The following is a 25,583-nucleotide window of genomic DNA, read 5'->3' as shown; positions in this document are numbered from 1 at the left end:
CCCATGCTGGGCGCACATAAGAAAACCGGCCCTTGGTGGCCGGTTTTTTTATGGGCGAAATTCAGTGATACCACCCGATCTTGCGACCTTTGCGCATCACGACGCAGCGTAAACCTGTACAAATCAATTATTTTGTACAAGTATCAATGGCGATAGGGGCACTTCGCCTCGCACGATCACGGAGCCCCGCCATGGTGCGTCTACTGGTTTCTCTATTGCTGGTCGCAAGTCTGTGCAGTTGCACGGGCGTGGGGGTGGATCACTATGCCGATCAGCAACCCAAGCTGGATCTGGAGCGTTTTTTCAGCAAGCCGGTCAAGGCCTGGGGCATTTTCGAGAAGCGTTCCGGCGAGGTAGCCAAGCGCTTTGAAGTGCAGATCGAGAGCCGGCGCGAGGGCAACCAGCTGATTCTCGACGAGCGTTTCGTGTACAGCGATGGCACCCGCCAGCGTCGCGTATGGACACTTACCCCGGACGGCCCCGGGCGCTGGCGTGGGCGCGCCGGCGATGTGGTCGGCGAGGCGATCGGTGAGGTGGCGGGCAACGCGTTGCGCTGGCGCTATCGGCTCAACTTGCCGGTGGACGGTTCGGTGTACGAAGTCAGCTTCGACGACTGGATGTACCTGATGGACGAAGACACCCTGATCAACCGCTCCAGCATGTCCAAGTTCGGCGTGGAATGGGGCCAGGTCACGCTGTTTTTCCGTCGCCAATAAACGGGTTTTTCAGCCTGCCTGACAGGCGTGGGGATGAATGATGAATATGCAAATGCTGTCGGATGTGGCTGCAAAAGGCGAAGTCCGCGAACTGGAATTGCTGTCGCTGGAGGGCGGTTTCTATGTGGCACGCATCAGGCTGGTTCACGGCGAGATGACGTTGTTGGGCGAGGACGGCCAGCCTTTGCGTATCCGCTCCACCACACACTTGCGCGACCTGCTGCAAGGCGTGGCACCCTTCCCCTGCGTGCTGGTGCAACAGTGCGCCCATGACGAAATGTGCGGGGTACGCGATGGGCCCATCGAAGCGTTGCGCGTGCCGTTTTCCCTGGAGGCGACCTTTTAGCAGCGGTAAATCACGTTCGGAAAAATCTGGATGCGCTGAAAGATTCCGGTAAGGATGATGCGACCCCTGCCCCCGGAAGCAAGATGACCGCCATGCCTGAATACCCACAAACCACGCCCAAGCCCACCCTGCATCAGGTGGTGGGCTGGGTGGTGGTGCTGCCCCTGCTGGTTTCGTTCCTGAGGTTGCCGGTGCCGTTTGGGTTGCTACTGGTGTTGGCCTCCCTTGCTGGGTCGGTGTACGGCGTACGATTTGCCAAGCGCCACGCCAGCCGGCGCGTCAGCCTGTTTGCGCTGGTCGTCACTGTGCTTAATACCCTTTCGCTGTTTGCGGTAGGGCAACCGACGATAGTGAAGGTGCCGTTTCTGATCGCCTGGTGGTACGTAGCCCCCTATTACTCCAGCTGGGTGTATTGGAATTTCTAGAGGGGCGCAAAATTCGAGCGCAAGAAACGTAGTGCCCGCTTAGTCTGCTGGCGCTAGTGTTGGGATGCGCCGTTAAACTGTCGCCCTCCCAGGAGTTCGCCTATGTCCTACGACTACATGCTCATGCCCTCCCCCGTCGGCCAGCTCACCCTGGTGGCCCGCCACGACAAGCTCAGTGCCATTTTGTGGGAAACCGAACGCGCCAATCGGGTTCGACTCGGCGAGTTACGCGCTGCTGACGACAACCCGGTGCTGTTGGAAACCGAGCGCCAGTTGATGGAGTACTTCGCGGGCCGGCGCGATAGGTTCGAGCTGGAACTGGAGTTCACCGGCACCGACTTCCAGAAGCAGGTGTGGCGAGCGCTGTTGACCATCCCTTTCGGCGAAACCCGCAGCTACAGCCAGATCGCCCAGCAAATCGGCAACCCAAGCGCGGTACGCGCCGTGGGCGCGGCCAATGGTCGGAACCCCATTTCGATCATCGCCCCCTGCCATCGCGTCATCGGTGCGTCAGGCGGTTTGACCGGGTTTGCCGGCGGGTTGGAGGCCAAGCAGTATCTGTTGGCCCTTGAGGATCGCAGCCAGACAACAATGGGCTTCTGATCAGGCGGGCAAGATGGGCCCGCGGACAAAAGCCTTGCAGTTGTATAACGGTTCGAACCCCAACTTTCGATACACCGAGCTGCCACTCGCTGTAGCCTTCAGAAAGAACGTTAAACGGGCTTGATTTTTGCGCGGTGAAATAGGCGCAGGTATCGGCACTGAAGCGCCGATGCAGCAGGCATAACAACGCAAAATTGTAAAAATAAATTTTAGAGCGCGACTGCGGTCAGAATTTCATCACCTGTATTTTTTAAGGAACCCGGTCATGAAATTCTCTGCAGTCTCCCAATCTCTGTCTCGCTGGGCGGGCAGCGCGCGCACGTTCTACGCGGCAGTCGCGTTGATCGGCCTATGGAGCCTGAGCGGGCCGTATTTTCATTACAACGACACCTGGCAACTGATCATCAACACATCGACCACCATCATCACGTTCCTGATGGTGTTCCTGATTCAGAACACGCAAAACCGCGATAACGACATCCTGCATATCAAGATTGACGAACTGCTGCGGGTGACCAAGGACGCGCAGAATGCCGTACTGAGCCTGGATGGCCTTGACCGCAAGGAACTGGAAAAACTGCGCCAGGAATACCGCAGCATCGGCAAAACGGCCTCGATGAATCTCAACAGCAGCTGCGGGCATGCCGCCGACGATGCGGCGCCGAGTAAAACCGACCTGAATCAGGCATAAAAAAACGGCGGCTGGATGTGATGCAGCCGCCGTTTTTCGGTTCAGGCGTAGGGTTCAACCATCGCCTTGATGACCTTTGCCATAGGTCGAGGCCAGCGCGCGGGCCTTTTGCAGACGCTCTTCCAAGCGTGGCAACGTTTCATCCACCAGCGCTTTTATTTCCGGTACATCCGAGGCGGCACCTTCTTGCTTGAACAGCGCGATGGCCTCTTCGTTCTCCTTGACCTGCTGGGCCGTGTAGGCGGCATCGAAAGAGTCGCCGTCCTTGAGTTCGGGCATCAAGGTCTCGGCTTTATCCACGATCTGTTCGCGCGGGGCCACAGGCAGATCGAGCTTCTTGGCAATCGCCGCCAGATGCTGATTGGCCAGGGTGCGCTCGTTGATGACTTCGATGGTGTAGTCCTTGATTTCCTGGGACGAGGTTTTCGCGTGGGCCATGCGACTGGTTTCGATATCGGCCATGCCCTTGGCCGACGCCTTCTCGATGAATTCGCCAGGCGACTGGGCGAAAGCACTGCTGGCGCCGAGGCCCAGCAGCATCGCGAAACTGGCGGTGCGTAACCGGATAGCCATGCGGCTCATGATGGGTTCCTCCAGAGCAAAAATTAGGGCGGGGCACAGGCCCTGCCCTGAATTCGAATTTTCACAGGAGTAAAGGTTTAGAAAAAACTTACCAGTGCGACGAACGGTCATCGGCTCGTCAGGCCGCTTTGCTGCTAAACAAGCCGGGCAAAGCATGGGCCAGGGCGTTAATGGCGAAGCCGATAAACATCACGCCACAGAGACGGGTGATAAGGATTTCATGGCGCTGGTACAGGGTGCGCACCCGCTGAGCGCCGACCACGCCGACCAGAATCCCATAAGCCAGCAACCCGCCGATAAAACTCAACACGATCAACCACGGCAGCATCGACCAGGTCAGCAGCTCGGCACGGCTGGACAACAACGCAGTAAAGGTGGCCACCGCCACCGGGTAGGCCTTGGGGTTGGTCAAGCCGAACAGAATGCCGTGCCAGAACGGATGCCGCGCCGCGCCCTCGGGAGCATCGCTGCTGCGACGCTGGGTGCGTATCGCGCGCCAGCCCAGCCAGAACAAATACGCACCGCTGAGCACGCCCAGCACATCGAACGCGCTGCTGCCCACCTCCCGCGCACCGACGATGGCAATCAACGCAGTGCTGCACCACACCACGTCCCCCAGCAAATGCCCGCACAAAAAACCCGCCCCGGCCCGCCGACCACGGGCGGCACCGATGCCGAACACGGCCAGTACACCGGGGCCAGGGGTAATCCCGTAGATAAAACCCGAAGCAAGCACAGCGAGCAGCAAGGAAGGGGTCATGGCGCGACTCTGATCAGTGAAGGGTGCAAGGATTTTGCACGTTCCGGCCTTACGGGTAAAACGTCATGCCGGTATAAGGCCGCGTGCGACAGGCTCGCAGGCGCGACGCCAGATCGCCGACGTGGACTTCGAGCTTATGGCCGTCCGGGTCGAGAAAATAGAACGAGGCGCCCTCGCTGCGGTTATCGCGCCATTCCTGCACGCCGGCGGTACGCAGACGCTCGACCAGCGCGGTGAACCCCTGAGGCTCAGCCGAGAACGCGTAATGCGTGTAGTCCGCAGCCGGCTCCGACCCGCATGAGCTGTCGAGGGACAGGCACAACCACAACCCCGGCAATGATAAATACGCGCCATTATCCCACGTGGCGTCAAGCTGAAGCCCCAGCACATCATGGTAGAAATTGACGCTGCGCGGCACGTCGGTGACGGCCAGAGTCAGGTGGTTGAAGCCAGAAAGCATGATATTTCCTCGGCGCAATAGCTTGAGCAAGATCCAACAGTGCGAGCGCAGATTATGAAACGAGCGGATCTCAACCCACCACCGCTTGTATACGCCCAATCAGCCATTGCAGCCCCGTATCCCCACCCCGCCGCGCATGCCAGGCCAGTTCGAAGGCAAACGATGGAATAGCGAATGGCGGTGGCAGAGTGAGCAATTGCCGATGATCAACGTTCTGCACGCCACGGGCGGACACCGTCAGGATCAGGTCCGTGCCCAGGATCAACTGTGGCGCCACGCCCCAGTGCGGCAGGCTGATCGCCACGTGTCGGCGCTGGCGGATCGCCCTCAGCGCCCGCTCGATTTCCGGGGTGCCGCTGCCGCGCATTTCCAGCAGCACGTGGGGGCGTGCCAGGTAAGTGGGCAGGTCGAGCGTGGCGTTGTCCGGTAGGCTGTCGCGATCGATCAGGCAGGTGTAGTGCTCATCGAACAGCGCCGTGGTGCGCAGTTCCCTAGGGATATCGGGGAACACACCGGCGGCCAGGTCGAGGTCGCCGTTGAGTATGCCGTCGACCATGCCTTCGCGGCTGGTTTGCACGATTTGCAGGTCGATACCGGGCGCTTCGCGGCGCAAAGTGCGCACCAGGCTCGGTAGGAAAATCGCCGCGCTGTAGTCCGACATCGCCACACGAAACCGGCGCTTGGCCGATGCCGGGTCAAATTGATTCGGTGCCAGCAGCGCCTGCACCTGTGCCAAGGCTTCAGCCAGCGGCGTAGCCAGCTCAAGGGCCCGGGCCGTGGGCACCAGTGTGCCGCCTTGGCGCACCAGCAACGGGTCATCCAGTACATCGCGCAAACGCGCCAGCGCATGGCTGACCGCCGGCTGGCTCAGGTGCAGGCGCTCGGCGGCGCGGGTGACGTGCTGCTCAGTGAGTAACGCGTCGAGGATCACCAGCAGATTGAGGTCGATGCGACGCAGATCATTCATCAGCTGCATGCTCATCATAAGAACTTGGAATTTAAATTTGCGTGACGAATACCCTAGAGTCCAGCGAAACCATTCAGGAGATTCGAGATGACCCCTTTTCATTGGCTTGGGCTGATAGTGCTGGCCGTGATCGCCGGCGCGGTGGTGCCATTTCAGAGCGCGATCAACGCCAACCTCGGGCGCGGCCTCGGCCACCCGCTGTGGGCCACGCTGGCCTCGCTGCTGGTGAGCATTGTGGTGCTGCTGCCGGTGATGTTGGCGCTGCGCCTGCCGTTGCCGAGCCTGGCCTTTATCACCCAGGCGCCCCTGTGGATGTGGGCCGGTGGTGCCTTTGGTGTGTGTTTTATTTCCCTGGCGCTGATGCTGCTGCCCAAATTGGGCGCGTCGGGGTTTGTCGCGCTGGCGTTGGCCGGGCAGATGCTGGCCTCGCTGATGCTCGACCACTTCGGCCTGTTTGGTCTGGCAGAGCGTCAACTGACAACGCCCCGGGTGGTCGGGGCGTTGTTGCTGATGGGGGGCGTGGCGTTGATTCAGTTCGGCGGCGCGCCAGCCAAAGCGCTGGCGTCCGCGTGAACCCGCCTCAGCGCTTGTCGGACGTGCGCATTTTCTGCGGCAGGCCCCACATCAGCAACGCAGCGGCGATCAACGCACACACGCCGATCACATACAGCGCCGGCGTGGTGGTGCCGGTGATGTCCTTGATGCGACCCACCATCACCGGGCTGACGATCCCACCCAGTTGCCCCAGCGTGTTGATCAGCGCAATCCCGCCCGCCGCGCCCGCCCCGGCACCGGCCAGCAGTTTGGGCGGTAAGGTCCAGAACGTCGGGATCGAGGCAATGATGCCGGCGCCCAAAAGGCCCAACGCAATAATTAGAAACACCTGCTGATCATCGAAGATGCCCGCGCAGAAAAACCCGACCGCGCCCATGACCACTAAGCCGCTAACGAACTTGCGCCGCTCGCCGGTGGCATCCGACCAACGCCCCACCACCACCATGGTGATAGCCCCGCAGATATACGGAATGGCGGTCAGCAGACCGATCACCACCGCGCTTTCGATACCCGCGCTGCGGATCAATTGCGGCGCCCAGAAGTTGAGGCCGTAGGACGCCACCTGGATCAGGAAGTAAATCAGTCCCAACATCAGGAACCCGGGAATCCGCAAGGCTTGCAGCAGCGAGCCTTTCTTGTGCACTTCGTGCACCGCGATGCGGCTGGCCAGCAGGGTTTTCTCTTCGGCGCTGAGCCAGGGCGCGTCCTCGATGCGGTCCTTGAATTGGGTGAGTACCATCCACGCCAGCCCCACGCACGGCAGACCGCCGAGCAGGAACAGCCAGTGCCAGCCGCGCATTTGCAGCACGCCGTCCATATGCTCCAGCACCAGGCCGGAGAACGGCGCGCCTACCAGCCCGGAAAAGGCCGAGGCGAGAAACAGCATCGAGGTGATGCGCCCACGGAAGTCCTGGGGAAACCACAAGGTCAGGTAATACAGCACGCCAGGGGCAAACCCGGCCTCCATCGCCCCGATCAGAAAGCGCAGGGCGTAGAACTGCCACTCGGCCGTGACGAACACCATGGCCGCCGTGGCCAGGCCCCAGGACACCATGATCCGCGCGATCCAGCGGCGCGCGCCGACCCGGTACAGCATCATGTTGCTCGGCACTTCGAAGATCACGTAGCCGATCACGAACAGCCCTGCGCCCAGACCGTAGGCGGTGTTACTCAGGCCCAGGTCGGCCTGCAGCTGGAACTTGGCGAAGCTGATATTGATGCGATCGAAAAAGGCGAACAGATAGCACACCATGATCAGCGGCATCAGGCGCCACGCAACCTTGTGAACCACCGCTTTGACCGGATCGACATCACCGACCGGGCGCGCGCCGGTCTCTACTGTATTGGTGCTCATTGTTTTCTCCCAGCGGATCGCTCTACGGCGTCCGATTGTTTTTGTTGTCTGGTGTAGCGTCACAACGCGGCGGTGTACGCCGGTGGTGGATGCAGGTCGCAATTACGCCCAGCCTTGACCACCTGGCCGGGCAATTCGTGACCCAGCAGCGCCGGCAAGCGCCGGGACAACTGCAACAGGTGCGGCAGGTCGATACCGGTGTGAATGCCCACTTCATCACACAGGTTGACCAAATCTTCAGTGCAGATATTGCCCGACGCCCCCGGCGCAAACGGGCAGCCGCCCAGGCCGCCGAGCGCCGCATCGAAGCGGCGCGCGCCGGCGTCATAAGCCGCCAGCACATTGCACAGGCCCAGGCCGCGGGTGTTATGAAAATGCAGGGTCAGATCCCGCGCAGAAACCCGCTGCAACACGCGTTTGACCAGGCGCGTCACCTGACGCGGGTTGGCCATGCCGGTGGTGTCGGCCAGGCTGATGCCCTGGATACCCAGCGCCTGGTATGCCTCGACAATCTGCAGCACCCGGTCTTCGTCGATCTTGCCTTCGAACGGGCATCCAAAGGTGGTGGCGATGCTGCCGTTGAGACGTACCGGATGCTCGGCGGCGAACCGCGCGACATCGGCGAACGCCGCCAAGGACGCTTCGCAGCGCATGCGCATATTGGCCAGGTTGTGGGTTTGGCTGGCGGACATCACCAGGTTCAATTCGTCGGCGCGGGATTCGATAGCACGCTGAGCCCCCTTGAGGTTGGGGATCAGCGCCACGTAGATCACCCCCGGCCGACGTTCGATGCCCTGGAACACCTGCTCGCCGTCGCGCAGCGCCGGGATGGCCTTGGGCGACACGAACGAGCCGGCTTCGATGCGGGAAAAACCGGCGAGGGACAACTGATCGATCAAGGCAATCTTATCGGCGGTCTTGACCCAGGTCGGCTCGATCTGCAGGCCATCGCGCGGCGACACTTCCTGCACGATCAACGGGTCGTCATAACGCTGGATCATTGCACCACCCCCGAAGCTCTCAAGCGTTGGATATCAGGACCACCCAAGCCCAGGTTGCCGAGGATTTCGTCGGTGTGCTGACCCAGCGCGGGCCCCTGCCAATTCACGCCGCCGGGGGTTTGCGAGAGCTTGGGCACGATGCCTGGCATCTTCACCGACACACCGCCGGGCAACTGGGCATCGAGCAGCATGTCGCGGGCCTGGTAGTGCGGATCACTGACGATATCCGCCACTGAATAAATGCGACCGGCCGGCACTTCGGCAGCCTCCAGGGCGCTGAGCACGCGGTCGATGGGCTGGCTGCTGGTCCAGTGGGTGATGGCCGCGTCCAGCACGGCGCTTTGGGCGGCACGGCCGTCGTTGTGGGCAAGTTCGGGCGCGTCGGCCAGGTCGGAGCGGCCGATGGCGTGCATCAGACGCCTGTAGATCGGGTCGCTGTTGCCGGCGATCACCACGTAGGCACCGTCGGCGGTCGGGTAGGTATTGGATGGCGCGATGCCGGGCAACGCACCGCCGCTGCGCTCGCGCACATGGCCGAGCATGTCGTATTCCGGCACCAGGCTTTCCATCACGTTGAACACGCTTTCAGCCAGGGACACATCGACGATCTGCCCCTCGCCCTGGCCGGTCTTGACCCGCAGCAACGACATCAACGCGCCGATCACTCCATGCAACGAGGCCAGGGAATCGCCGAGGCTTACCCCGACCCGCGCCGGAGGCGATTCCGGGTTGCCGGTGGTGTAGCGAATGCCGCCCATGGCCTCGCCGATGGCACCAAAACCCGGACGATCACGGTACGGTCCGGTCTGGCCGTAGCCGGAGATGCGCACCAGGGTCAGCTTAGGGTTCAGCGCGTGCAGCACCTCCCAGCCCAGGCCGAGTTTTTCCAGGCCGCCGGGGCGCAGGTTTTCGATCAGGACGTCGGCATCGCCGAGCAGTTGCTTGATCAGGTCCAGGCCTTCACTGGACTTGAGGTCCAGGGCCAGGGACTTCTTGTTGCGCGATTGCAGGTACCACCACAGCGAAGTGCCCTCGTGCAGCTTTCGCCATTTGCGAAGCGGATCGCCCTGCCCCATGGATTCGATCTTGATCACATCGGCGCCAAATTCTGCCATCAGCCGTGCGGCAAACGGCGCTGCGATCAGCGTGCCGATCTCGATCACCTTGATTCCGCTTAGTGGAGCCGTCATCGGGAGTCCCTCTTATTCTTGGAATAGTGACCAAGGCTAGAGGACCGCCGCGGGAGAAATCCAACCGTCAGTTGGCAAGGAGCGTTCGTTAAACGCGAACGCTCAGGGATTTTTCCGTAGGACCAGGCTGTCAGGCCGCTCCAGGGAAGGCACTGAGAGACTCAGGTAGTCGAACAGTAAACGGCTGACAGGCGACAACTGTGTTTCATCGCGTACGACCAGGATCAGACTGCGGTCCGACCAGGCGTCCGTCAGCGCCACGGCGTGCAGGCCCAGCGGGCGACCGAACAGCTCATAGGCTTTGCGCGGCAGGATGCCGATGCCCATCTTGGCCTGGACCATGCGACACATCGCATCGAACCCCGGCACATGAATGCGCAGGCGCAGCATCTGGCCAGCCTCGCGCGCGGCGGCATGGGTGCGCATGTTGATCGAGCTGGCGGCGTGCAGGCCGATGTGATCGCTGCCCAGGGTGTCGGCGAACGCCAGGGCCGGCCGGGCCGCGAGCGGATGATCGGCCGGCATCAGCACCACCAGTTTGTCGTGGCGATAGGTCACGCTGGGCAGGCCCTTGGTGTCGGTGTCGCAGGAGCAGATCCCCAGGTCCGCCACCCCGTCCAGTACACCCTGCACTACGCCGTTGCTGGGGCGCTCTTCCAGATCGGTTTTGACTTCAGGGTGCAGCTCGGAAAAATCCCGCAGGTCTTCGGGCAAGAACTGAATGATCGCGGACAGATTGGCCAGCATCCGCACATAACCGCGTACGCCATGGCTGTGTTCGCCCAGTTCCAGGCCCATTTTTTCGACGTTGAACAGCATCCTGCGCGCATGGTGTAGCAGGGTCTCGCCGGCTGCCGTCAGCTCCATGCCTTTGGCCCGGCGCACAAACAGACTGACTCCGAGCACCTGCTCCAATTCCATCAAGCGTTTGCTGGCGGCGGACACTGCGATGGCTTCACGGGTGGCGGCGCGGGTCAGCGTGCCCTCTTCGAACACCGCGACGAATAGTTGCAGGGTGATCAGGTCCAGGCGCCGCACCAGGCTCTTGTGCAACATCACACACGCTCGCTGGCCAGACGCTGGATCTGGGCCTGTTCCACCACTGCCTGCGGCGCGCCATGGCGTACCGCCGCCAGCATCCCACGCCCCACCGACTCGGTGCTCACTACCCATTCGGGTTTTATCCGACGCACCAGCGAAAGCAACGGCCCGAACAGCCTGTAGAACGCCTGATACAGCGGCGTTTTGGAACGCACGCCATGCAACGGCTGAATGACCCCGGGGCGGAACAGGTAGACCGCCTTGAACGGCAAGCGCAGCAGAGCATTCTCGGTCTTGCCCTTGACCCGCGCCCACATCGACTTGCCCATCTCGGTACTGTCGGTGCCGGCGCCGGACACGTAGATAAACGTCATCTGCGGATTGAGCCGCGCCAGGGTACTGGCGGCGACGAGGGTCAGGTCGTAAGTCAGATGGGTGTAGCGCGCTTCACTCACGCCCGCCGAAGAAACACCCAGGCAGAAGAAACACGCATCGAAGCCCTGCAACAGATTTTCCAACGGCTGGAAATCCAGCATATCGGCGTGCAACACCTGATGCAGCTTGCCATGCACCTGAGGCAGCGGCGTACGGCCAACCGCGACGACCTCCTGCACATCCGCCGCCAGCAGGCACTCGCGCAACACGCCCTGGCCGACCATGCCAGTGGCGCCGAATAACAGAACTCTCATAAGGTTTACCTTCAAAGGCCCGCCATGAACGGCATCCTGAAGACAAATACACTACCAGCTTGTGGCGTCCCCGCTGTAGCTCCACGGCCAAACAACAATAAGGAAGCTTGCCATTGAAAAGCACCACCACCCTTGCGCTCGCCTGCAGTGCCGCTTTCCTCGCCCAAGTTGGCATCAGCAGCTACTTGCCGGCGGTTCCGGCCATCGCCCTTGCTCTGCCCGCCGCCGAGGATCGAGTGGCTCTGGCGCTGGCGGTGTATTTGGTAGGCATGGCGCTGCCGATGTTGCTGTGGGGCAGCCTGGGTGAGCGGTTTGGCCGTAAGCCGGTGCTGCTGGCGGCGCTCGCGCTGTATGGGTTGGCCAGCGCGACCATTCCATCAGCGTTCAACGTTGAAGTGTTTTTGACCTTGCGTCTGATTCAGGGCTTTGGCGCGGGCGGTGTATCGGTGATGGCGAGGGTTCTGGTACGGGACAGTTTCAGCGGCGCGCTTCTGGCCAAGGGGTTGTCGTGGCTGGGGATGACGTTTGTCATCGCACTGGGCATCGGCCAGTTTGCGGGATCTAGGGTGCAACTGGCGTTTGGCTGGGAGGCAATTTTCTATGGCCTAGCCATCGGCTCAGCCCTCTTGATGATGGTCTTGCAACGTGTGACGTTTCCTAAATTATTGAAAGCCGATTCCTCGCTCCCCCCATGGCGCATTTACGCCACGATTGCGCGGCACCCACCCTTCTTGCATGCCGCGCTGCTCGGCGGTTTGGGTTACGGGGTGATCATCGCGTTCAATACTTGCGCTCCGCTAATCCTGCAGGGGCATTTTCAGTGGAGCGCGGCGCAATACGGTTGGCTGGGTTGGCCGATCAGCGGGGCGTATCTGGCAGGCGCCTTGATGGTCAATCGCTTCGTGGCACGCACGGGGCGATTGACCATGATGAGTTGGGGGGTTGCGCTGGTGCTATTGGGTAGCGCCGTGATGTTGCTGGGCAGTGTGTTTGCGAGTGGGCTTGCCGTGCTGCTGTGGCTGCCGTATTGCGTGGCCGTTCTGGGCCAGTCAATGAGCTACCCCATCAGCCTGTCACTGGCCAACGATGGGGCGCCCATTAGCGGCTCGTACGCCATGGCCTTGAGTGGTTTTACCCATCAGTTGATGGCGGCCATGATCGGTGGCGTGGCGAGCCTGCTGGTCACTCAGCAGGCATCGCCTCTGGCGCTTCTGTGCGTGGCATTAGCGGGCGGCGCGTGGATCTGCGTCGCCCGTTGCAAGGCAGATCAAAACGCGCTGCGAAAGATCTCCTCAATCTGACGCTGATCGGCCCGGCGTGGGTTGGTCAGCCCGCAGGCGTCCTTAAGTGCGTTGGTGGCCAGCAGGGGAATGTCCTGCAACTTGGCGCCCAGTTCGCGCAGGCCGGCGGGGATTTCCACGTCGTGGGCCAGGCTGCGGATGGCGGCGATGGCGAGTTGGGCGCCCTCTTCGTCACTGGCGCCTTGGGTATCGGCGCCCAGGGCGCGGCCGACGTCGCTCAGGCGCTTGGCGCTGACGCTGGCATTGAAGCTTTGTACGTGAGGCAGCAATACCGCGTTGCACACGCCGTGGGGCAGATCGTAGAAACCGCCCAACTGGTGCGCCATGGCGTGCACGAAGCCCAGGGACGCGTTGTTGAAGGCCATGCCGGCGAGGAACTGCGCGTAGGCCATGTTCTCCCGCGCAACTTTGTCGCTGCCGTCACGTACGGCCAGGCGCAGGTTGGCGCTGATCAGTTCAATGGCCTTGATCGCGCAAGCGTCGGTGATCGGCGTGGCGGCGGTGGACACGTAGGCTTCGATGGCGTGGGTCAGGGCGTCCATGCCGGTGGCGGCAGTGAGGCCCTTGGGCATGCCGACCATCAGCGATGGGTCGTTGACCGACAGCAGCGGGGTAACGTTACGGTCGACAATGGCCATTTTCACGTGGCGGGTTTCGTCGGTGATGATGCAGAACCGGGTCATTTCGCTGGCGGTGCCGGCGGTGGTGTTGATGGCCACCAGCGGCAGTTGCGGTTTGCTGGATCGGTCGACACCTTCGTAGTCGCCGATATGCCCACCGTTGGTGGCGCACAGTGCAATGCCCTTGGCGCAGTCATGGGGCGAGCCGCCGCCCAGGGACACCACAAAGTCGCAAGCGCTACGCTGCAACAGTGCCAGGCCTTTCTCGACGTTTTCCACATTGGGGTTGGGTTTGGCGCCGTCGTAGATCACCGAGTCGATGTCCTGCATCGCCAGTTTCTCGGCGATCATCGCGGCCACGCCGGCCTTGGCAAGCCCGGCGTCGGTGACGATCAGGGCCTTGCGAAAACCATAGTTGCGAATGGCATTCATGGCTTCGTCGAGGCAATCGGTGCCCATGATGTTGACGGCGGGAATAAAGAAAGTGCTGCTCATGGCGAATCCTCGGATGACGTTATAGGTACAGCATCAACCTCAGCCGCCTGGCGCACCTTGATCAAGATCAACGCCGGCTCGTGATAAAGTCACCGCCCAGCCGATTTCGAGTAGACCCGCCGCAATGAAGGATTTCCAGGATATTGACGCCCACCTTGAAGACTGGAGCGCGCTGCGTAGCACCCACGACTTCAGCGCGATACTGATCGGCAACGGCGCCAGCCGGGCGATCTGGGAAGACTTTGCCTACGACTCACTGTTCGAAAACGCCCGCACCGTCGAAGAAAAACCCTTGAGCGCCTCCGAACTCAGTGTGTTTGATGCGTTACAGACCCGCAGCTTCGAGCAAGCCCTGGGCGCGTTGAAAACCACCAGCCGGGTCAACAAAGCGCTGGCAGTCAGCTCAGCCGCGCCACGCAATCGCTATTACGCGATCAAGGAAGCGCTGATCAATACCATCCACGCCGTGCATATCCCATGGCGCCTGGTGCAGCCCTCGACCCTGGCGGCGATCAATGGCGAGCTGGCCCGCTACACCACGGTGTTCACCAGCAATTACGACTTGCTCAACTATTGGGCGATCCTGCACGCCCCGGGCATCGATGACCTGTTTCGCGGCACCGAAGCTTGCTTCGACCTGGGCAATACCCGCACCGACGCCACGCGTATCCTCTACCTGCATGGCGGCCTGCATCTGGTGCGCAACCTGGACGGCACCGCGCGCAAACTGCCGAGTACCGACAGCACCCTGCTCAGCAGTTTCGCGATCAACAACACCCTCAAGACCCTGGACGATGTGCCGCTGTTCGTCAGCGAAGGCAGCGTTCAGGAGAAGCTCAAGACCATCCGCAGTTCGGATTACCTGTCGTACTGTTACGCGCAACTGCTCAACCATCAGGGTGCGTTGTGCGTCTTCGGCCACGAGCTGGGCACGCAGGACAGCCACCTGGTGGACGCGATTCGCCACGCTCGCCCCAGCACATTGGCGATCTCGGTGTCGGGGCGCAGTGAGGGGTTCATTCGTCAGCAGAAGCGCCGGTATTCGCAGTTGTTCGACGGCACTGGAGTCGCGCTGAAGTTCTTTGCGGCGCGCACCCATGCATTGGGTAACTCGGCGTTGTCGGTCCCCGTGGAGACATAGATATCCTAAAGCGGCTCTATAGCGCTGTGGTGAACGGGCTTGCCTCGCGCAGGGCAAGCCTGCTCACCACTAAAACCGCATTTTTCAGGTGATGTTTTCACCGAAGAGATGTAGATACCCATGCCTCCGATAGCGGCGTATCAGTTACCCATGAGCCGGCTGACACAGGTCTCTACACATCTCAAAGGCTGATGCGTAACGCCGTGGTGAGCAGGCTTGCCCTGCGCTGGGCTGTGGAGCAGCCCCACTCCAGACAAAGTGGTTTTACCTGGCAGGCGCTTGGCTTGGGAGCCGTTTCGCGGTCCCGCGCGGGACAACCTGCTTACTGCAAGAACCTCACTCATCAGTACTGTGAACCACCACCAACAGCTGCGCCTGCACCGGCCCCAGCGAGCGGATGCGGTGCGGCTTCTGCGCGTTGAAGTGCAGCGCATCGCCGCGCTCAAGGGTCACGCGTTCGGTCATGAAATCCACTTCCACCTGGCCTTCGTGCACGAACAGAAACTCTTCCCCCACGTGTTCCTTGAAGGTCTTGTCGGAGAACTCCGCGGGCGGGTAGATGATAAAGGGCAACAGGCTGCGTTCGCTGACCTGATGGGCAAGCACGGCATAGCCCGGCGAGGTGTCGGGGCGCTCATGGCTGCGCACCAGGCTGTAGCTGTCGAGACTTGCGCGTTCCTCGCTGAACAACTCCTCGACGTTCACGTTGAGGGCCTTGGCCAATTTCAGCGCGGCGGCGATGGACGGGGTGTTGAGCCCGCGTTCCACCTTGGACAGGTAACTTTTGGTCATCCCGGACTTTTCCGCCAGGGTCTCCAACGTAACGCCAAGTTTTTTTCTCAATAATTTCAAACGGATAGACATGCGCTGCGATTAATCCATGCAGGAAACGATGAGCCGTGCTTGCCAATGACACTTTGTGTCATATAGCATCTTTAGTGTCATTTGCGTTCACCCAACGACCTTGCGAGCAGCGGGAGACCAGCAAATCCGACGTCCATTGCAACCCTCAAAGGACACCGATATGGCCAAGACATTAGCGCTCCCCAAAGACCAACTGGTCAAGCATGCACTGACCCAGATGCAAAACACCCTGGCGGATAATACGTGGACCGACCGGCAAAAGCTGGCGCTCACTTGTCGCATCCTGTTCGACCATGGCCACGACTCCGGCCTGGCCGGGCAGATCACCGCACGCGGGCCAATGCCAGGCACCTATTACACCCAGCCGTTAGGCCTGGGGTTTGACGAGATCACCGCCAGCAACCTACTGCTGGTCAACGAAGACCTGGAAGTACTGGAAGGCCACGGCATTCCCAACCCGGCCAACCGATTTCACACCTGGGTATACCGTGGCCGCCCGGATGTGAATTGCATCATCCACACCCACCCTACCCATGTCGCCGCGCTGTCGATGCTAGAAGTGCCGTTGCAGGTCTCGCACATGGACCTCTGCCCGCTGTACGACGACTGCGCATTCCTGCAAACCTGGCCGGGTGTGCCGGTGGGCAATGAGGAAGGGGCAATCATCACCACGGCCCTGGGGGACAAACGCGCGATTCTGCTCTCGCACCACGGCCAGTTATCGACCGGGGCAGCCATCGAGGAGGCCTGCGTGATCGCGCAGTTGATCGAACGCGCGGCCAGGTTGCAGTTGCTGGCAATGGCGGCCGGGACGATCCAACCGATCTTGCCGGAACTGGGGCGCGAGGCCCATGACTGGATCTCCAAACCCAAGCGCCACGGCGCCGCGTTCAACTACTACGCACGGCAGACCCTGCGCCAGCACGTCGATTGCCTGAACTGAAGCCCCCCCCTTTTTGACCGGAGAATTCCCATGTCCAGCCTCAACATTCACGGCATCATCGGCTACACCATCACCCCCTTCAGTGCCGATGGGCAACGCATCGACTTCGACGCGCTCGGCCGCTCCATCGACCGCTTGATCGCCGGCGGTGTGCATGCCATCGCGCCCTTGGGCAGCACCGGAGAAGGCGCGTATCTGAGCGACGCCGAGTGGGACGAAGTCAGCGCCTACAGCCTGGAAAAAGTCGGCAAACGCGTGCCGACCATCGTCAGCGTGTCCGACCTGACCACCGCCAAAGCCGTGCGCCGCGCGCGCTACGCCGAAGCCCATGGCGCCGACGTCGTGATGGTGCTGCCTGCCTCCTACTGGAAACTCAGCGAAGCCGAAATCCTCGCCCACTACGCCGCGATCGGCGCCAGCATCGGCGTGCCCATCATGCTCTACAACAACCCGGCCACCAGCGGTACGGACATGTCGGTGGACTTGATCCTGCGTATCGTGGAACAGGTCGACAACGTGACCATGGTCAAGGAGAGCACCGGCGATATCCAGCGCATGCACCAGTTGCGTCGTCGCAGCGATGTGCCGTTCTACAACGGCTGTAACCCACTGGCGCTGGAAGCCTTCGTGGCCGGCGCCAAGGGCTGGTGCACGGCGGCGCCGAACCTGATCCCAGCGCTGAACCTGGCGTTGTATGACGCGGTGCTGGCCAATGACCTGAGCCAGGCGCAGGCCCTGTTCTATCAACAGTTGCCGCTGCTGGACTTCATCCTCAAGGGCGGGCTGCCGGCGACGATCAAGGCGGGCTTGGGCTTGACCGGTTTGGAGGTGGGAGACCCGCGGTTACCGGTGTTCCCGCTGGGCGATACCGCACGCAATCAACTCAAGGGCTTGCTGGAAGCCCTTTGAATCAAAACGCCCCGGTTCCTGCGAGCCGGGGCGTTGGCTTTACCTCTGCAAACGTCAGGTCTTGTCCTTGATCGTGGTGCTTGGGCCATTGCTCTTGACGCTGGCAATACCCTGGTCCCGCGCTGCTTCTGAAGAGTACTGCTCACTGGTGCCAATCACTTGGTGATTGGCCGCCTTAAGGTTGAAGTACGGCTTACCGTTCTGGGCCAGTTTTCGCTCATAGCGCTCGTCATGCGGGCTGTTGGTCTGCACGGAAGCGATGCCGTTTTCTGCAGCGCTGCGGGTGGCGTAAAGCTCGCTGGTCAAAATGGTTTCTGCGTTCGCCGCCTTCAGCACAAAACGAAACTGCCCGTTGCTGCTTTTACTCAACTCATACCATCCAGCCATGATTGTGTTCCTTCGAAGTGGGATTTCGTTTACCAGCTCGTAGGATTAAAGGCTAAGCACCCCGTATTGCCAGCCTGAACAGGCGCCCGGTATTTACCTGGAGACAAATGACAATAGTTCTCGATATCATTCGCGACGTTTTCCACAGCCTACGTCGTCAAGAAGGATATCCATGTCTCGTCCCAAGCCCGACCCGCTGTCGGCCGATGCCTTTCGCGGGTTTTATGCAGACATTCTGCATTTCCTGCGCAAGCGCACCGACAACGTCAGCGACGCGGCGGACATGACTCAGGACGTGTTCACCCAATGGCTGGATTACCGCGACCGAGCCAAGGTCGAGCAGCCTCGGGCGTTTCTGTTCCAGATGGCGCGCAACCTGCTGCGTGACCACTGGCGCAAGCAGAAGGTGCGCCAGAGCGTACATGGCGAACAGGCCGACAAGCCCTGCGAGCCACTCACCGACGAGCAAAACGAACCCATGGCCGCCGCCCTGCGCCTGCAACGCCTGGAACAGTTGAAAGAAGTCCTCGCCGAACTCTCGCCCCGCCGACGAGAAGCCCTTATGCTGCACCGCTTCGAAGGCCTGAGCCAGGCGCAGATCGCTGAGCGCATGGGCATTTCGACCAGCATGGTGGAAAAGCACATTGCCTTTGCCCTGCTGCATTGCAAGCGACGCCTTCAACACGACCCCGGCACGGAGCAGCCAGAATGAACCGCCTGAGCGACACCGACAGCCTGGATATCGAAGCCAGCGATTCCATCGATGCCCAAGCCGCCAGTTGGTTTGCACGCAACCGTGAGGATACCGGCCGTGCCGACCGCAAGGCCTTCGCGGCCTGGTACGCGGTGCCGGCCCACGCCCGTGCTTATGCCGAGTTCGAACAATTGTGGGCCGACCTGGCCCAATTGCAGCAACTGAACAAACCCGTGGCGCTGGCGCCCCGTAAGTCGTCCCCGTGGCGTCCGGCGCTGGCAGTGGCCGCCGCCGTGTTGTGCGCGGTGATGGCGACGCACCTCGGCGCGCCCCGCGAGCTGTATCACACCCAGGTGGCGGCCCAAGCCAAAGGCACGCGCACCCTGAACCTGCCGGATGGCAGCACGCTGTACGTGAACGCTAACACCCGCCTGCGCGTGGACTTCAGCGCCCACCAGCGCATCGTGCACTTGGATCAGGGCCAGCTGTATATCGAAGTGGCCGCCGACAAGGAACGGCCATTGTTCGTGCAGGCGGGGGAAGCCCGCGTGCGGGTGGTCGGCACCGGTTTCGATGTGCGCCGCAGCCCGCAACAACTGGTGGTCAGCGTTGCCCACGGTCAGGTCGCGTTCGAACCCACGACCAGAAGCCCGGTCGCCATGCTCGGGGCGCAGCAACGCGCCGGTTACAACTACGCCAAAGGCACGCTGGTGCAATCCTCCCTCACCGACGAAACGGTGGCGGACTGGCGCAGCGGGCACCTGGCGTTTCGCAATCGCGAGCTGGCCAGCCTGATCGACGAAGTGAGCCTGTACCGCCCTCAGGCACCGTTGCAGGTCAGTCAGGCGGTGGCGCAGTTGAAGGTATCGGGCAACCTGGATGTGAATGACCCCGATGCGCTGCTCAACGCCCTGCCCGCGCTGCTGCCGGTGAAAACCGTGACGCTGGCCGACGGCGCGATCAGGATCGAACCGAACCGTTAACCCGCCGAGCGCCATACTTGAGAATATTTTGCATTCGCATGTGTGGATTTTTTCCGCAGCCCCGTCTTCCTCCCGTCTGCGTTTGATACGCACGCCTTTTTGGCCATTTAGCCACCCTGGGGGATTTCATGTTTCGCGCGCCTTGCCTTGCTCTGCCGTTGTTTCGACCGACCCTTGCCGTCACCTGCCTGGCATTCAGCCTCGGCGCCCAGGCCGAATCGTTCACCCTGCATCTGCCCGCCCAGCCATTGGCCGCGTCCCTGAGCCAAGTGGCGCAGCAGACCAAAATCCAGTTGCTGTTCGACGAGGCCCAGCTCAAGAACGTACAGGCGCCGGCACTCAACGGTGACTACAGCGCAGAGACGGCAATCCGCAACTTGCTGTCCAATGGCGAGTTCATCCTGATCAAAGTCGGCAGCACTTACGTGGTCAAACCCGAAGAGGCCAGGACCACCACCAGCGGCGCCATCCAGCTGGAAGCCCTGAGCGTGATCGGCACCGGCAATGAAGTCGACTCCAGCACCGTCGGCCGCTCCACCTTGAGCCAGGCCGATATCGAGCGCTACCAAGCCAATAACATTCCCAGCCTGCTGCAGACCCTGCCCGGGGTCAGCCAAGGTGGCTCGCTCAAACCCGGTGGCCAGACCATCAACATTCGCGGTTTCGGCGATGCCGAAGACGTGCCGCTCACCGTCGACGGCGCCACCAAGAGCGGCTTCGAACGCTACCAGCAGGGCACGGTGTTTATCGAGCCCGAGCTGATCAAGAGCATCGAAGTAGAGAAAGGCCCCAACTCGCCCTTCACCGGCAACGGCGGCTTTGGCGGCACGGTCAACATGACCACCAAGGACGCCCCGGACTTGTTGCAAGACGGCCGCAACAGCGGCGCGATGCTCAAGTACGGTTACTCCAGTAACGACCACGAGCAGGTCTACAGCAGTGCCGTGTTCGGTCGCACCGACGACGGTCGTTTCGACGCCCTGGCCTACCTGACCAAGCGCGATGGCGACGACATGAAGGTTGCCGGTAAGTTGCCCAACGAAAATAACCAGTACCCGATCAACCCCCAGCGCCTGCCCAACTCTGCCCAGAACGTCGATGGGCAGTTGTTCAAGGTCAATGCGCACTTCACCGATGAACACAGCATGGGCCTGTCCTACTCGCGTTCCCACAGCGATCGCTGGACGCCATTTTCCGCCGCCAGCTACCCCACGCCACCGACCCAGGCCAATATCGACCGCTACGGCTATGAAGGCGCGTTGAAGCGGTTCCTGGCCAACCGCGATACGGTCGACACCACTTGGTCCGGCAAGTACGAATACCAGCCCCTGGATAACCCGCTGGTGGATCTGACCGTTAAATATTCGCAGTCCGACACCGAGCAAACCGACGAGCGCACCGCCACGGCGTTTTTCCAACTGGCCAGCGGCGGGCGCCGGATGGACACCGCCTACACCGACAAAAACCTCGACATCCGCAACGTCAGCCTGTTCGACACCGGGCCGCTGCAGCACGCGGTCACCGTCGGCACGCAGATCCGCAAACACACGCGGGAAACCGAGATGTGGATGCCTGGCACCACCTACAACACGCCGCGCTACAACTACGGGCATTTCCAGCCGGGCTTCATGCCCCACGGCAAGGTCGATACCAACAGTTTCTTCATTCAGGATGCGGTAACCCTTGGCGACGTGACGGTCACTCCGTCCTTGCGCTACGACCATGTGCGCAACCGTGGCGAGGCCAACGATGCACCGTACTACAGCAACCCCAACCCGGCAGTCGGCCATGACTACAGCGACCGCACCTACACCGGCTGGTCGCCCCGTCTGGCGCTGTTCTGGACCGTTACCCCGCAGGTCGGGCTGTTCGCCAACTGGAGTCAGACCTGGCGCGCCCCGGTGATCGACGAACAATACGAAGTGCAGGGCGTGGGCAGTCGCACCGCCACCAGCGTCGATCTGGACCCGGAACGCATCACGTCGATCACCGTGGGCAACATCACCAGTTTCGATAACCTGATCGCCCAGGACGACAGCCTGCAAGTGCGTACCACGCTGTTCCACAACAAAGTCGAAGATGAAATCTTCAAGGCCACCGGCGTCGGCTGCCAGAACCAGGCAATCAATGGCGGCACGATTTCCACGGCCTGCCCGCCGGGGCCGATGTCCAACTACCGCAATATCGGCGGCGTGACCATCAAGGGTTTCGAGGTGGAATCGTTCTATAACTCCACGTACCTGTTCGGTTCGGTGTCCTACGCCTACACCACCGGCCAGCATGAAGGCGCGTACACCAACCCTTGGGGGCCGAACGTATCGGCGCGGGACATCCCGCCGACCAAATGGGTACTGGTGCTCGGCACCCATATTCCGGCGTGGGATGCCCAAGTGGGATGGATGGGCCAGTTCATCGGCGCCACCGACCGCCTGCCCAGCGACAAATACTCCGGCGGCCCCGGCAGCAGCGTCGGCGATACCTTTTACGACCAATACAACAACAAGCGCTACAACACCCAGGGCCTGTTCGCCAAATGGAAACCGCAGCAGGCTTACCTCAAGGGCACCGAAGTCAACTTCACCCTCGACAATATGTTCAACAATAACTACCGCCCGGCCCTGAGCGGCGATCGGGCCTACACCAAGGGCCGCGATGCGAAGATCAGCGTCACGCGTTTTTTCTGAACAACTGTACGGATAAATCCGCACGCAGCTGTAGGCCCTTGATCGGCGGGGGTTGTGGCTAGATGGGCATTCCATGAAGCCCTCTTGATTCCGGCCCCCCTTATGAGTTCGCGCGAAAACACCGGCATGGCCCTCGGCTTGCTGGGCGTCATCATCTTCAGCCTGACTCTGCCCTTCACCCGCATCGTGGTGCAGGACATCCACCCGTTGCTCAACGGCCTGGGTCGCGCGTTATTCGCTGCGGTGCCGGCGGCAGCGCTGTTGCTGTGGCGCCGCGAGCGTTGGCCCACTTGGCGTCAAGTGCGCGGCCTTTGCCTGGTGATCGCCGGGGTGATCCTGGGTTTTCCGGTGTTGTCGGCCTGGGCCATGCAAACCTTACCGGCGTCCCACGGTGCGCTGGTCAACGGTTTGCAACCCTTGTGCGTGGCGCTGTATGCGGCGTGGCTGTCCCATGAACGACCGTCCAAAGCCTTCTGGGCCTGCGCGGCGCTAGGCAGTGGGCTGGTGCTCAGTTATGCGCTGATTACCGGCGCCGGCAGTATTCAAGCCGGCGACCTGCTGATGCTCGGCGCCATTGCCGTGGGCGGCTTGGGATATGCCGAAGGCGGCCGATTGGCCAAGGAGATGGGCGGCTGGCAGGTGATCTGCTGGGCATTGGTGCTGTCGACACCGTTGCTGATCGGCCCGGTGTGGTACCTGGCGGCGCAGCATCAGGGCGCGATCTCGGCGCGCACCTGGTGGGCGTTCGGCTATGTGTCGCTGTTCTCGCAGTTCCTCGGTTTCTTCGCCTGGTACGCCGGGCTGGCCATGGGCGGCATCGCACGGGTCAGCCAAATTCAACTGCTGCAGATCTTCTTCACCATTGCGTTCTCGGCGCTGTTCTTCGGCGAACAGATCGAGCCGATTACGTGGGTGTTCGCCTGCGGGGTGATCGTGACGGTGATGCTGGGGCGCAAGACAGCGGTGCAGCCTGCGCCAGTGCCCAAGCCCAGCGCAGTTTAACGGCGGGTGCCCAGGTAGCCATCCGCGCGCAGCAGGGTTTCCAGGCAGTGTTCGGTGATGTGGTAGTACGCCTTGAGGGCCTGGATTTTCTCCAGTAACGAGGCGTTATCCACCGGCTCGGCGCGTTTGACCGCCAGGATCATCTTGTTCTTGTTGGTGTGTTCCAACGAGATGAACTCGAACACTTTGGTCTCGTAACCACAGGCTTCGAGGAACAGCGCACGCAGGCTGTCGGTAACCATTTCCGCCTGCTGGCCCAGGTGCAGACCGTATTGCAGCATCGGCTTGAGCAGTGCCGGGCTCTGGATCTGCAGGCGGATCTGCTTATGGCAGCACGGCGAGCACATGATGATCGATGCGCCGGAACGGATGCCGGTGTGGATCGCATAGTCAGTGGCGATGTCGCAGGCGTGCAGCGCGATCATCACGTCCAGCTCGCTGGGCGCCACGCTGCGCACATCGCCGCATTTGAACACCAGCCCGGGATGTTCCAGGCGTGCAGCGGCGCTGTTGCACAGGTTCACCATATCTTCGCGCAGTTCGACGCCGGTGACCTGGGCTTCAGCATTGAGGGTATTGCGCAGGTAATCGTGGATGGCAAACGTCAGGTAGCCCTTGCCCGAACCGAAATCGGCGACCCGCACCGGCTGATCGAGTTTCAGCGGCGACGAGGTCAGCGCATGGCTGAACACCTCGATGAATTTGTTGATCTGCTTCCACTTGCGCGACATCGATGGGATCAGCGCCTGCTTGGCATCGGTCACGCCCAGGTCGGCCAGAAACGGCCGGCTCAGGTCGAGAAAGCGATTTTTTTCGCGGTTATGCTCGGCCGACGGCGCCTCACGCAGTTGCTGCGGCTTGCTCTTGAACAGCGAACTTTTGTTCTTCTTGCTGTACTCCAGCTGGGCTTCGTCGGTCAGCGCCAGCAAGTGCGCGTTCTTGAACGACGTCGGCAACAGTGCGGCAATTGCCGCGACGCCTTCGGCTACGGGCAGGTTCTTGGTGATGTCGCGGGTTTTGTAGCGGTACACAAAGGACAGGCACGCCTGCTCCTTGACAGTCACCGGTTTGATAATCAGCCGTTGCAGCTCGGCTTCGTCACCGACGTACTTGGCCAGCACCAGCTTGATAAAGGCATTGTGCGCGAGGCTTTCGCCGAGCAGTTCGATGAACTGGGCGTGATGATCCGGCGCAGGGCGGGCGGGTTGAGCGGTGACGGACATGAACAAAAACGCCTCGGGCTGGGAATGCCGGGCATTTTAGGGGGGATGGAGGCTCAGGGCACGGAGTTATTTGATCAACGGTACTGCACTTGAACACTGCTGGGGCTAAATGTGGGAGGGGACAATCCCCCTCCCACACTTTTTGATCGCGGTGTTTGGGCTACTCAAGTACCACCAGGCGATTGGGCAGTTCATTGCGCGCCTGGGTCACCGGCACATGCACCTTGAGCAACTCTCCACAGGCTTCGATGCAGGCAATGAACCCGGCGAGGGTCTGGCCCTGTTTGACCTGCTGGGTGAAGGCTTGGACGATGGCGTCCCAACGGCCGTCGTCCAGGCGCTTGGAAATGCCTTCATCCACCAGGATTTCCACGTAGCGCTCAGCCTCGCTGACAAAAATCAGCACCCCGGTACTGCCCACTGTGTGGTGCAGGTTCTGCTCCAGAAACTGCCGACGCGCCAGATTGGACGCGCGCCAATGCCGCACCGAGCGTGGGATCAGGCGCGTGGTGACTTTGGGCAAGCGAAACACCAGACACAGCACAATGAACGTCGCCCACTGCGCCAACAGCAAGGTGTACATGGTCAGGTAGCCGGACAGGTAATGCACCACGCCCGGCACCACCAGGGCGATCAGGCTGGCCCACAACAACGGGATGTACGCGTAGTCATCGGCACGGGCGGCCAGCACCGTCACCAGCTCGGCGTCGGTCTGCTGCTCGACCCGGGCGATCGCTTCGGCGACCTGGCGTTGTTCGTGTTCACTCAGTAGTGCCATGGTTGTAGATGCTCTTTTCTCGTTATTGTCATTACCATCCGCCCGAGGCCCCGCCGCCGCCGAAGCCACCGCCGCCGCCTCGGAAACCACCGCCCCCTCCGCCGCCGCCACCGCCGCGTCCGCTGCTGCTGAGGATCGCCAACAGGATCGCGCCCACCGGCAGGCCCAAGCGATTGCAC

28 protein-coding genes are annotated in these 25,583 nt (G+C 61.5%); 14 read left to right on the top strand and 14 right to left on the bottom strand.

What is annotated here, in order from left to right; all coding sequences use genetic code 11:
- Positions 1-191: 191 nt before the first annotated feature.
- The 5 genes from YA0848_RS32985 to YA0848_RS32965 all read left to right on the top strand — a co-directional run bounded on the left by YA0848_RS32985 (position 192) and on the right by YA0848_RS32965 (position 2,781).
- Complete coding sequence (locus YA0848_RS32985) at positions 192-716, top strand: DUF3833 domain-containing protein (RefSeq protein WP_034096368.1); 525 nt, start codon at positions 192-194, stop codon at positions 714-716.
- 40 nt (positions 717-756) lie between these two features.
- Complete coding sequence (locus YA0848_RS32980; protein ID WP_034096782.1) at positions 757-1,062, top strand: DUF6482 family protein; 306 nt, start codon at positions 757-759, stop codon at positions 1,060-1,062.
- An 83-nt stretch (positions 1,063-1,145) separates the two neighbouring features.
- Positions 1,146-1,487, top strand: a complete 342-nt coding sequence (locus tag YA0848_RS32975) for a hypothetical protein (protein ID WP_312403236.1) — start codon at positions 1,146-1,148, stop codon at positions 1,485-1,487.
- 102 nt (positions 1,488-1,589) lie between these two features.
- Positions 1,590-2,090: a methylated-DNA--[protein]-cysteine S-methyltransferase gene (locus YA0848_RS32970; RefSeq protein ID WP_169867456.1), complete on the top strand. Its 501-nt coding sequence runs from the start codon at positions 1,590-1,592 to the stop codon at positions 2,088-2,090.
- A gap of 265 nt (positions 2,091-2,355) precedes the next feature.
- Positions 2,356-2,781, top strand: a complete 426-nt coding sequence (locus tag YA0848_RS32965) for a low affinity iron permease family protein (protein WP_034096366.1) — start codon at positions 2,356-2,358, stop codon at positions 2,779-2,781.
- Between the two features lie 54 nt (positions 2,782-2,835).
- On the opposite strand, the gene YA0848_RS32960 is transcribed toward YA0848_RS32965, so the two are convergent.
- From YA0848_RS32960 to YA0848_RS32945, 4 genes are all read right to left on the bottom strand, one after another.
- Positions 2,836-3,363 carry a DUF4142 domain-containing protein gene (locus YA0848_RS32960; RefSeq protein WP_034096365.1) on the bottom strand — a complete coding sequence of 176 codons (528 nt, stop codon included), beginning with the start codon at positions 3,361-3,363 and terminating at the stop codon, positions 2,836-2,838.
- A 118-nt stretch (positions 3,364-3,481) separates the two neighbouring features.
- Positions 3,482-4,123 carry a LysE family translocator gene (locus YA0848_RS32955; protein WP_034096364.1) on the bottom strand — a complete coding sequence of 214 codons (642 nt, stop codon included), beginning with the start codon at positions 4,121-4,123 and terminating at the stop codon, positions 3,482-3,484.
- A gap of 49 nt (positions 4,124-4,172) precedes the next feature.
- The gene (gene fos / locus YA0848_RS32950; protein WP_040267565.1) at positions 4,173-4,583 is read right to left on the bottom strand and encodes a fosfomycin resistance glutathione transferase; all 411 of its coding nucleotides are present in this window, start codon (positions 4,581-4,583) and stop codon (positions 4,173-4,175) included.
- Positions 4,584-4,653: 70 nt separating this feature from the next.
- On the bottom strand, positions 4,654-5,559 hold the full coding sequence (locus tag YA0848_RS32945) for a LysR substrate-binding domain-containing protein (RefSeq protein ID WP_376697611.1): 906 nt from the start codon (positions 5,557-5,559) through the stop codon (positions 4,654-4,656).
- Between the two features lie 78 nt (positions 5,560-5,637).
- Here YA0848_RS32945 and YA0848_RS32940 point away from each other — a divergent pair, with 78 nt between their 5' ends.
- Entirely contained in the window at positions 5,638-6,123 is a 486-nt protein-coding gene (locus YA0848_RS32940; RefSeq protein ID WP_034096361.1) for a DMT family transporter, read from the top strand.
- 7 nt (positions 6,124-6,130) lie between these two features.
- Here the strand turns inward: YA0848_RS32940 and YA0848_RS32935 are convergent, their stop codons facing one another.
- The 5 genes from YA0848_RS32935 to YA0848_RS32915 form a co-directional block, all read right to left on the bottom strand.
- The gene (locus tag YA0848_RS32935; protein ID WP_034096360.1) at positions 6,131-7,459 is read right to left on the bottom strand and encodes an MFS transporter; all 1,329 of its coding nucleotides are present in this window, start codon (positions 7,457-7,459) and stop codon (positions 6,131-6,133) included.
- A gap of 59 nt (positions 7,460-7,518) precedes the next feature.
- On the bottom strand, positions 7,519-8,460 hold the full coding sequence (locus YA0848_RS32930; protein ID WP_034096359.1) for a hydroxymethylglutaryl-CoA lyase: 942 nt from the start codon (positions 8,458-8,460) through the stop codon (positions 7,519-7,521).
- Positions 8,457-9,650 carry a CaiB/BaiF CoA transferase family protein gene (locus tag YA0848_RS32925; RefSeq protein ID WP_034096358.1) on the bottom strand — a complete coding sequence of 398 codons (1,194 nt, stop codon included), beginning with the start codon at positions 9,648-9,650 and terminating at the stop codon, positions 8,457-8,459. The genes YA0848_RS32930 and YA0848_RS32925 overlap by 4 nt, the downstream gene beginning before the upstream one ends.
- Before the next feature lie 102 nt (positions 9,651-9,752).
- The gene (locus YA0848_RS32920; RefSeq protein ID WP_034096357.1) at positions 9,753-10,706 is read right to left on the bottom strand and encodes a LysR family transcriptional regulator; all 954 of its coding nucleotides are present in this window, start codon (positions 10,704-10,706) and stop codon (positions 9,753-9,755) included.
- Entirely contained in the window at positions 10,706-11,380 is a 675-nt protein-coding gene (locus YA0848_RS32915) for an NAD(P)H-binding protein (protein ID WP_169867454.1), read from the bottom strand. Before YA0848_RS32915 ends, YA0848_RS32920 begins: the two co-directional genes overlap by 1 nt.
- A gap of 113 nt (positions 11,381-11,493) precedes the next feature.
- Between YA0848_RS32915 and YA0848_RS32910 the strand changes: the two genes are divergently transcribed.
- Positions 11,494-12,681, top strand: a complete 1,188-nt coding sequence (locus YA0848_RS32910) for an MFS transporter (RefSeq protein WP_034096355.1) — start codon at positions 11,494-11,496, stop codon at positions 12,679-12,681.
- Here the strand turns inward: YA0848_RS32910 and yiaY are convergent.
- The gene (gene yiaY, locus YA0848_RS32905; protein ID WP_040267558.1) at positions 12,648-13,796 is read right to left on the bottom strand and encodes an L-threonine dehydrogenase; all 1,149 of its coding nucleotides are present in this window, start codon (positions 13,794-13,796) and stop codon (positions 12,648-12,650) included. The genes YA0848_RS32910 and yiaY overlap by 34 nt on opposite strands.
- Positions 13,797-13,920: 124 nt before the next feature.
- Between yiaY and YA0848_RS32900 the strand changes: the two genes are divergently transcribed.
- Entirely contained in the window at positions 13,921-14,937 is a 1,017-nt protein-coding gene (locus YA0848_RS32900) for a DUF4917 family protein (protein ID WP_099312653.1), read from the top strand.
- 336 nt (positions 14,938-15,273) lie between these two features.
- Here YA0848_RS32900 and YA0848_RS32895 read toward each other — a convergent pair whose 3' ends face one another.
- Positions 15,274-15,801 (bottom strand): helix-turn-helix domain-containing protein, encoded by a 528-nt coding sequence (locus YA0848_RS32895; protein WP_034096352.1) that lies wholly within the window; start codon positions 15,799-15,801, stop codon positions 15,274-15,276.
- Positions 15,802-15,961: 160 nt separating this feature from the next.
- On the opposite strand from YA0848_RS32895, the gene YA0848_RS32890 reads away from it, so the two are divergent.
- Complete coding sequence (locus tag YA0848_RS32890) at positions 15,962-16,744, top strand: aldolase (protein WP_034096351.1); 783 nt, start codon at positions 15,962-15,964, stop codon at positions 16,742-16,744.
- 30 nt (positions 16,745-16,774) lie between these two features.
- Positions 16,775-17,653, top strand: coding sequence for a dihydrodipicolinate synthase family protein (locus YA0848_RS32885; RefSeq protein WP_169903310.1), 879 nt, complete (start codon positions 16,775-16,777; stop codon positions 17,651-17,653).
- Between the two features lie 54 nt (positions 17,654-17,707).
- On the opposite strand, the gene YA0848_RS32880 is transcribed toward YA0848_RS32885, so the two are convergent.
- A complete protein-coding gene (locus YA0848_RS32880; RefSeq protein ID WP_034096349.1) occupies positions 17,708-18,040 on the bottom strand; it encodes a YegP family protein in 333 nt (110 codons plus the stop codon).
- A gap of 172 nt (positions 18,041-18,212) precedes the next feature.
- Here YA0848_RS32880 and YA0848_RS32875 point away from each other — a divergent pair, with 172 nt between their 5' ends.
- From YA0848_RS32875 to YA0848_RS32860, 4 genes are all read left to right on the top strand, one after another.
- On the top strand, positions 18,213-18,752 hold the full coding sequence (locus tag YA0848_RS32875) for an RNA polymerase sigma factor (protein ID WP_094064690.1): 540 nt from the start codon (positions 18,213-18,215) through the stop codon (positions 18,750-18,752).
- A complete protein-coding gene (locus YA0848_RS32870; protein ID WP_169903311.1) occupies positions 18,749-19,717 on the top strand; it encodes a FecR family protein in 969 nt (322 codons plus the stop codon). Before YA0848_RS32875 ends, YA0848_RS32870 begins: the two co-directional genes overlap by 4 nt.
- Before the next feature lie 128 nt (positions 19,718-19,845).
- Positions 19,846-22,401 (top strand): TonB-dependent receptor, encoded by a 2,556-nt coding sequence (locus YA0848_RS32865; RefSeq protein WP_169903312.1) that lies wholly within the window; start codon positions 19,846-19,848, stop codon positions 22,399-22,401.
- A gap of 102 nt (positions 22,402-22,503) precedes the next feature.
- Positions 22,504-23,403, top strand: a complete 900-nt coding sequence (locus YA0848_RS32860; RefSeq protein ID WP_034096345.1) for a DMT family transporter — start codon at positions 22,504-22,506, stop codon at positions 23,401-23,403.
- Here the strand turns inward: YA0848_RS32860 and YA0848_RS32855 are convergent.
- Together YA0848_RS32855 and YA0848_RS32850 are read right to left on the bottom strand one after the other, a co-directional pair.
- A complete protein-coding gene (locus YA0848_RS32855) occupies positions 23,400-24,626 on the bottom strand; it encodes a class I SAM-dependent methyltransferase (protein ID WP_103387730.1) in 1,227 nt (408 codons plus the stop codon). The genes YA0848_RS32860 and YA0848_RS32855 overlap by 4 nt on opposite strands.
- A 160-nt stretch (positions 24,627-24,786) precedes the next feature.
- Positions 24,787-25,404, bottom strand: coding sequence for a TPM domain-containing protein (locus YA0848_RS32850; protein ID WP_034096343.1), 618 nt, complete (start codon positions 25,402-25,404; stop codon positions 24,787-24,789).
- Positions 25,405-25,583 lie beyond the last annotated feature (179 nt).

It is taken from the genome of Pseudomonas sp. S4_EA_1b, from assembly GCF_016307435.1.
Lineage (GTDB): Bacteria > Pseudomonadota > Gammaproteobacteria > Pseudomonadales > Pseudomonadaceae > Aquipseudomonas > Aquipseudomonas rhodesiae.
This window is presented reverse-complemented; position numbering and strand designations above follow the sequence as displayed.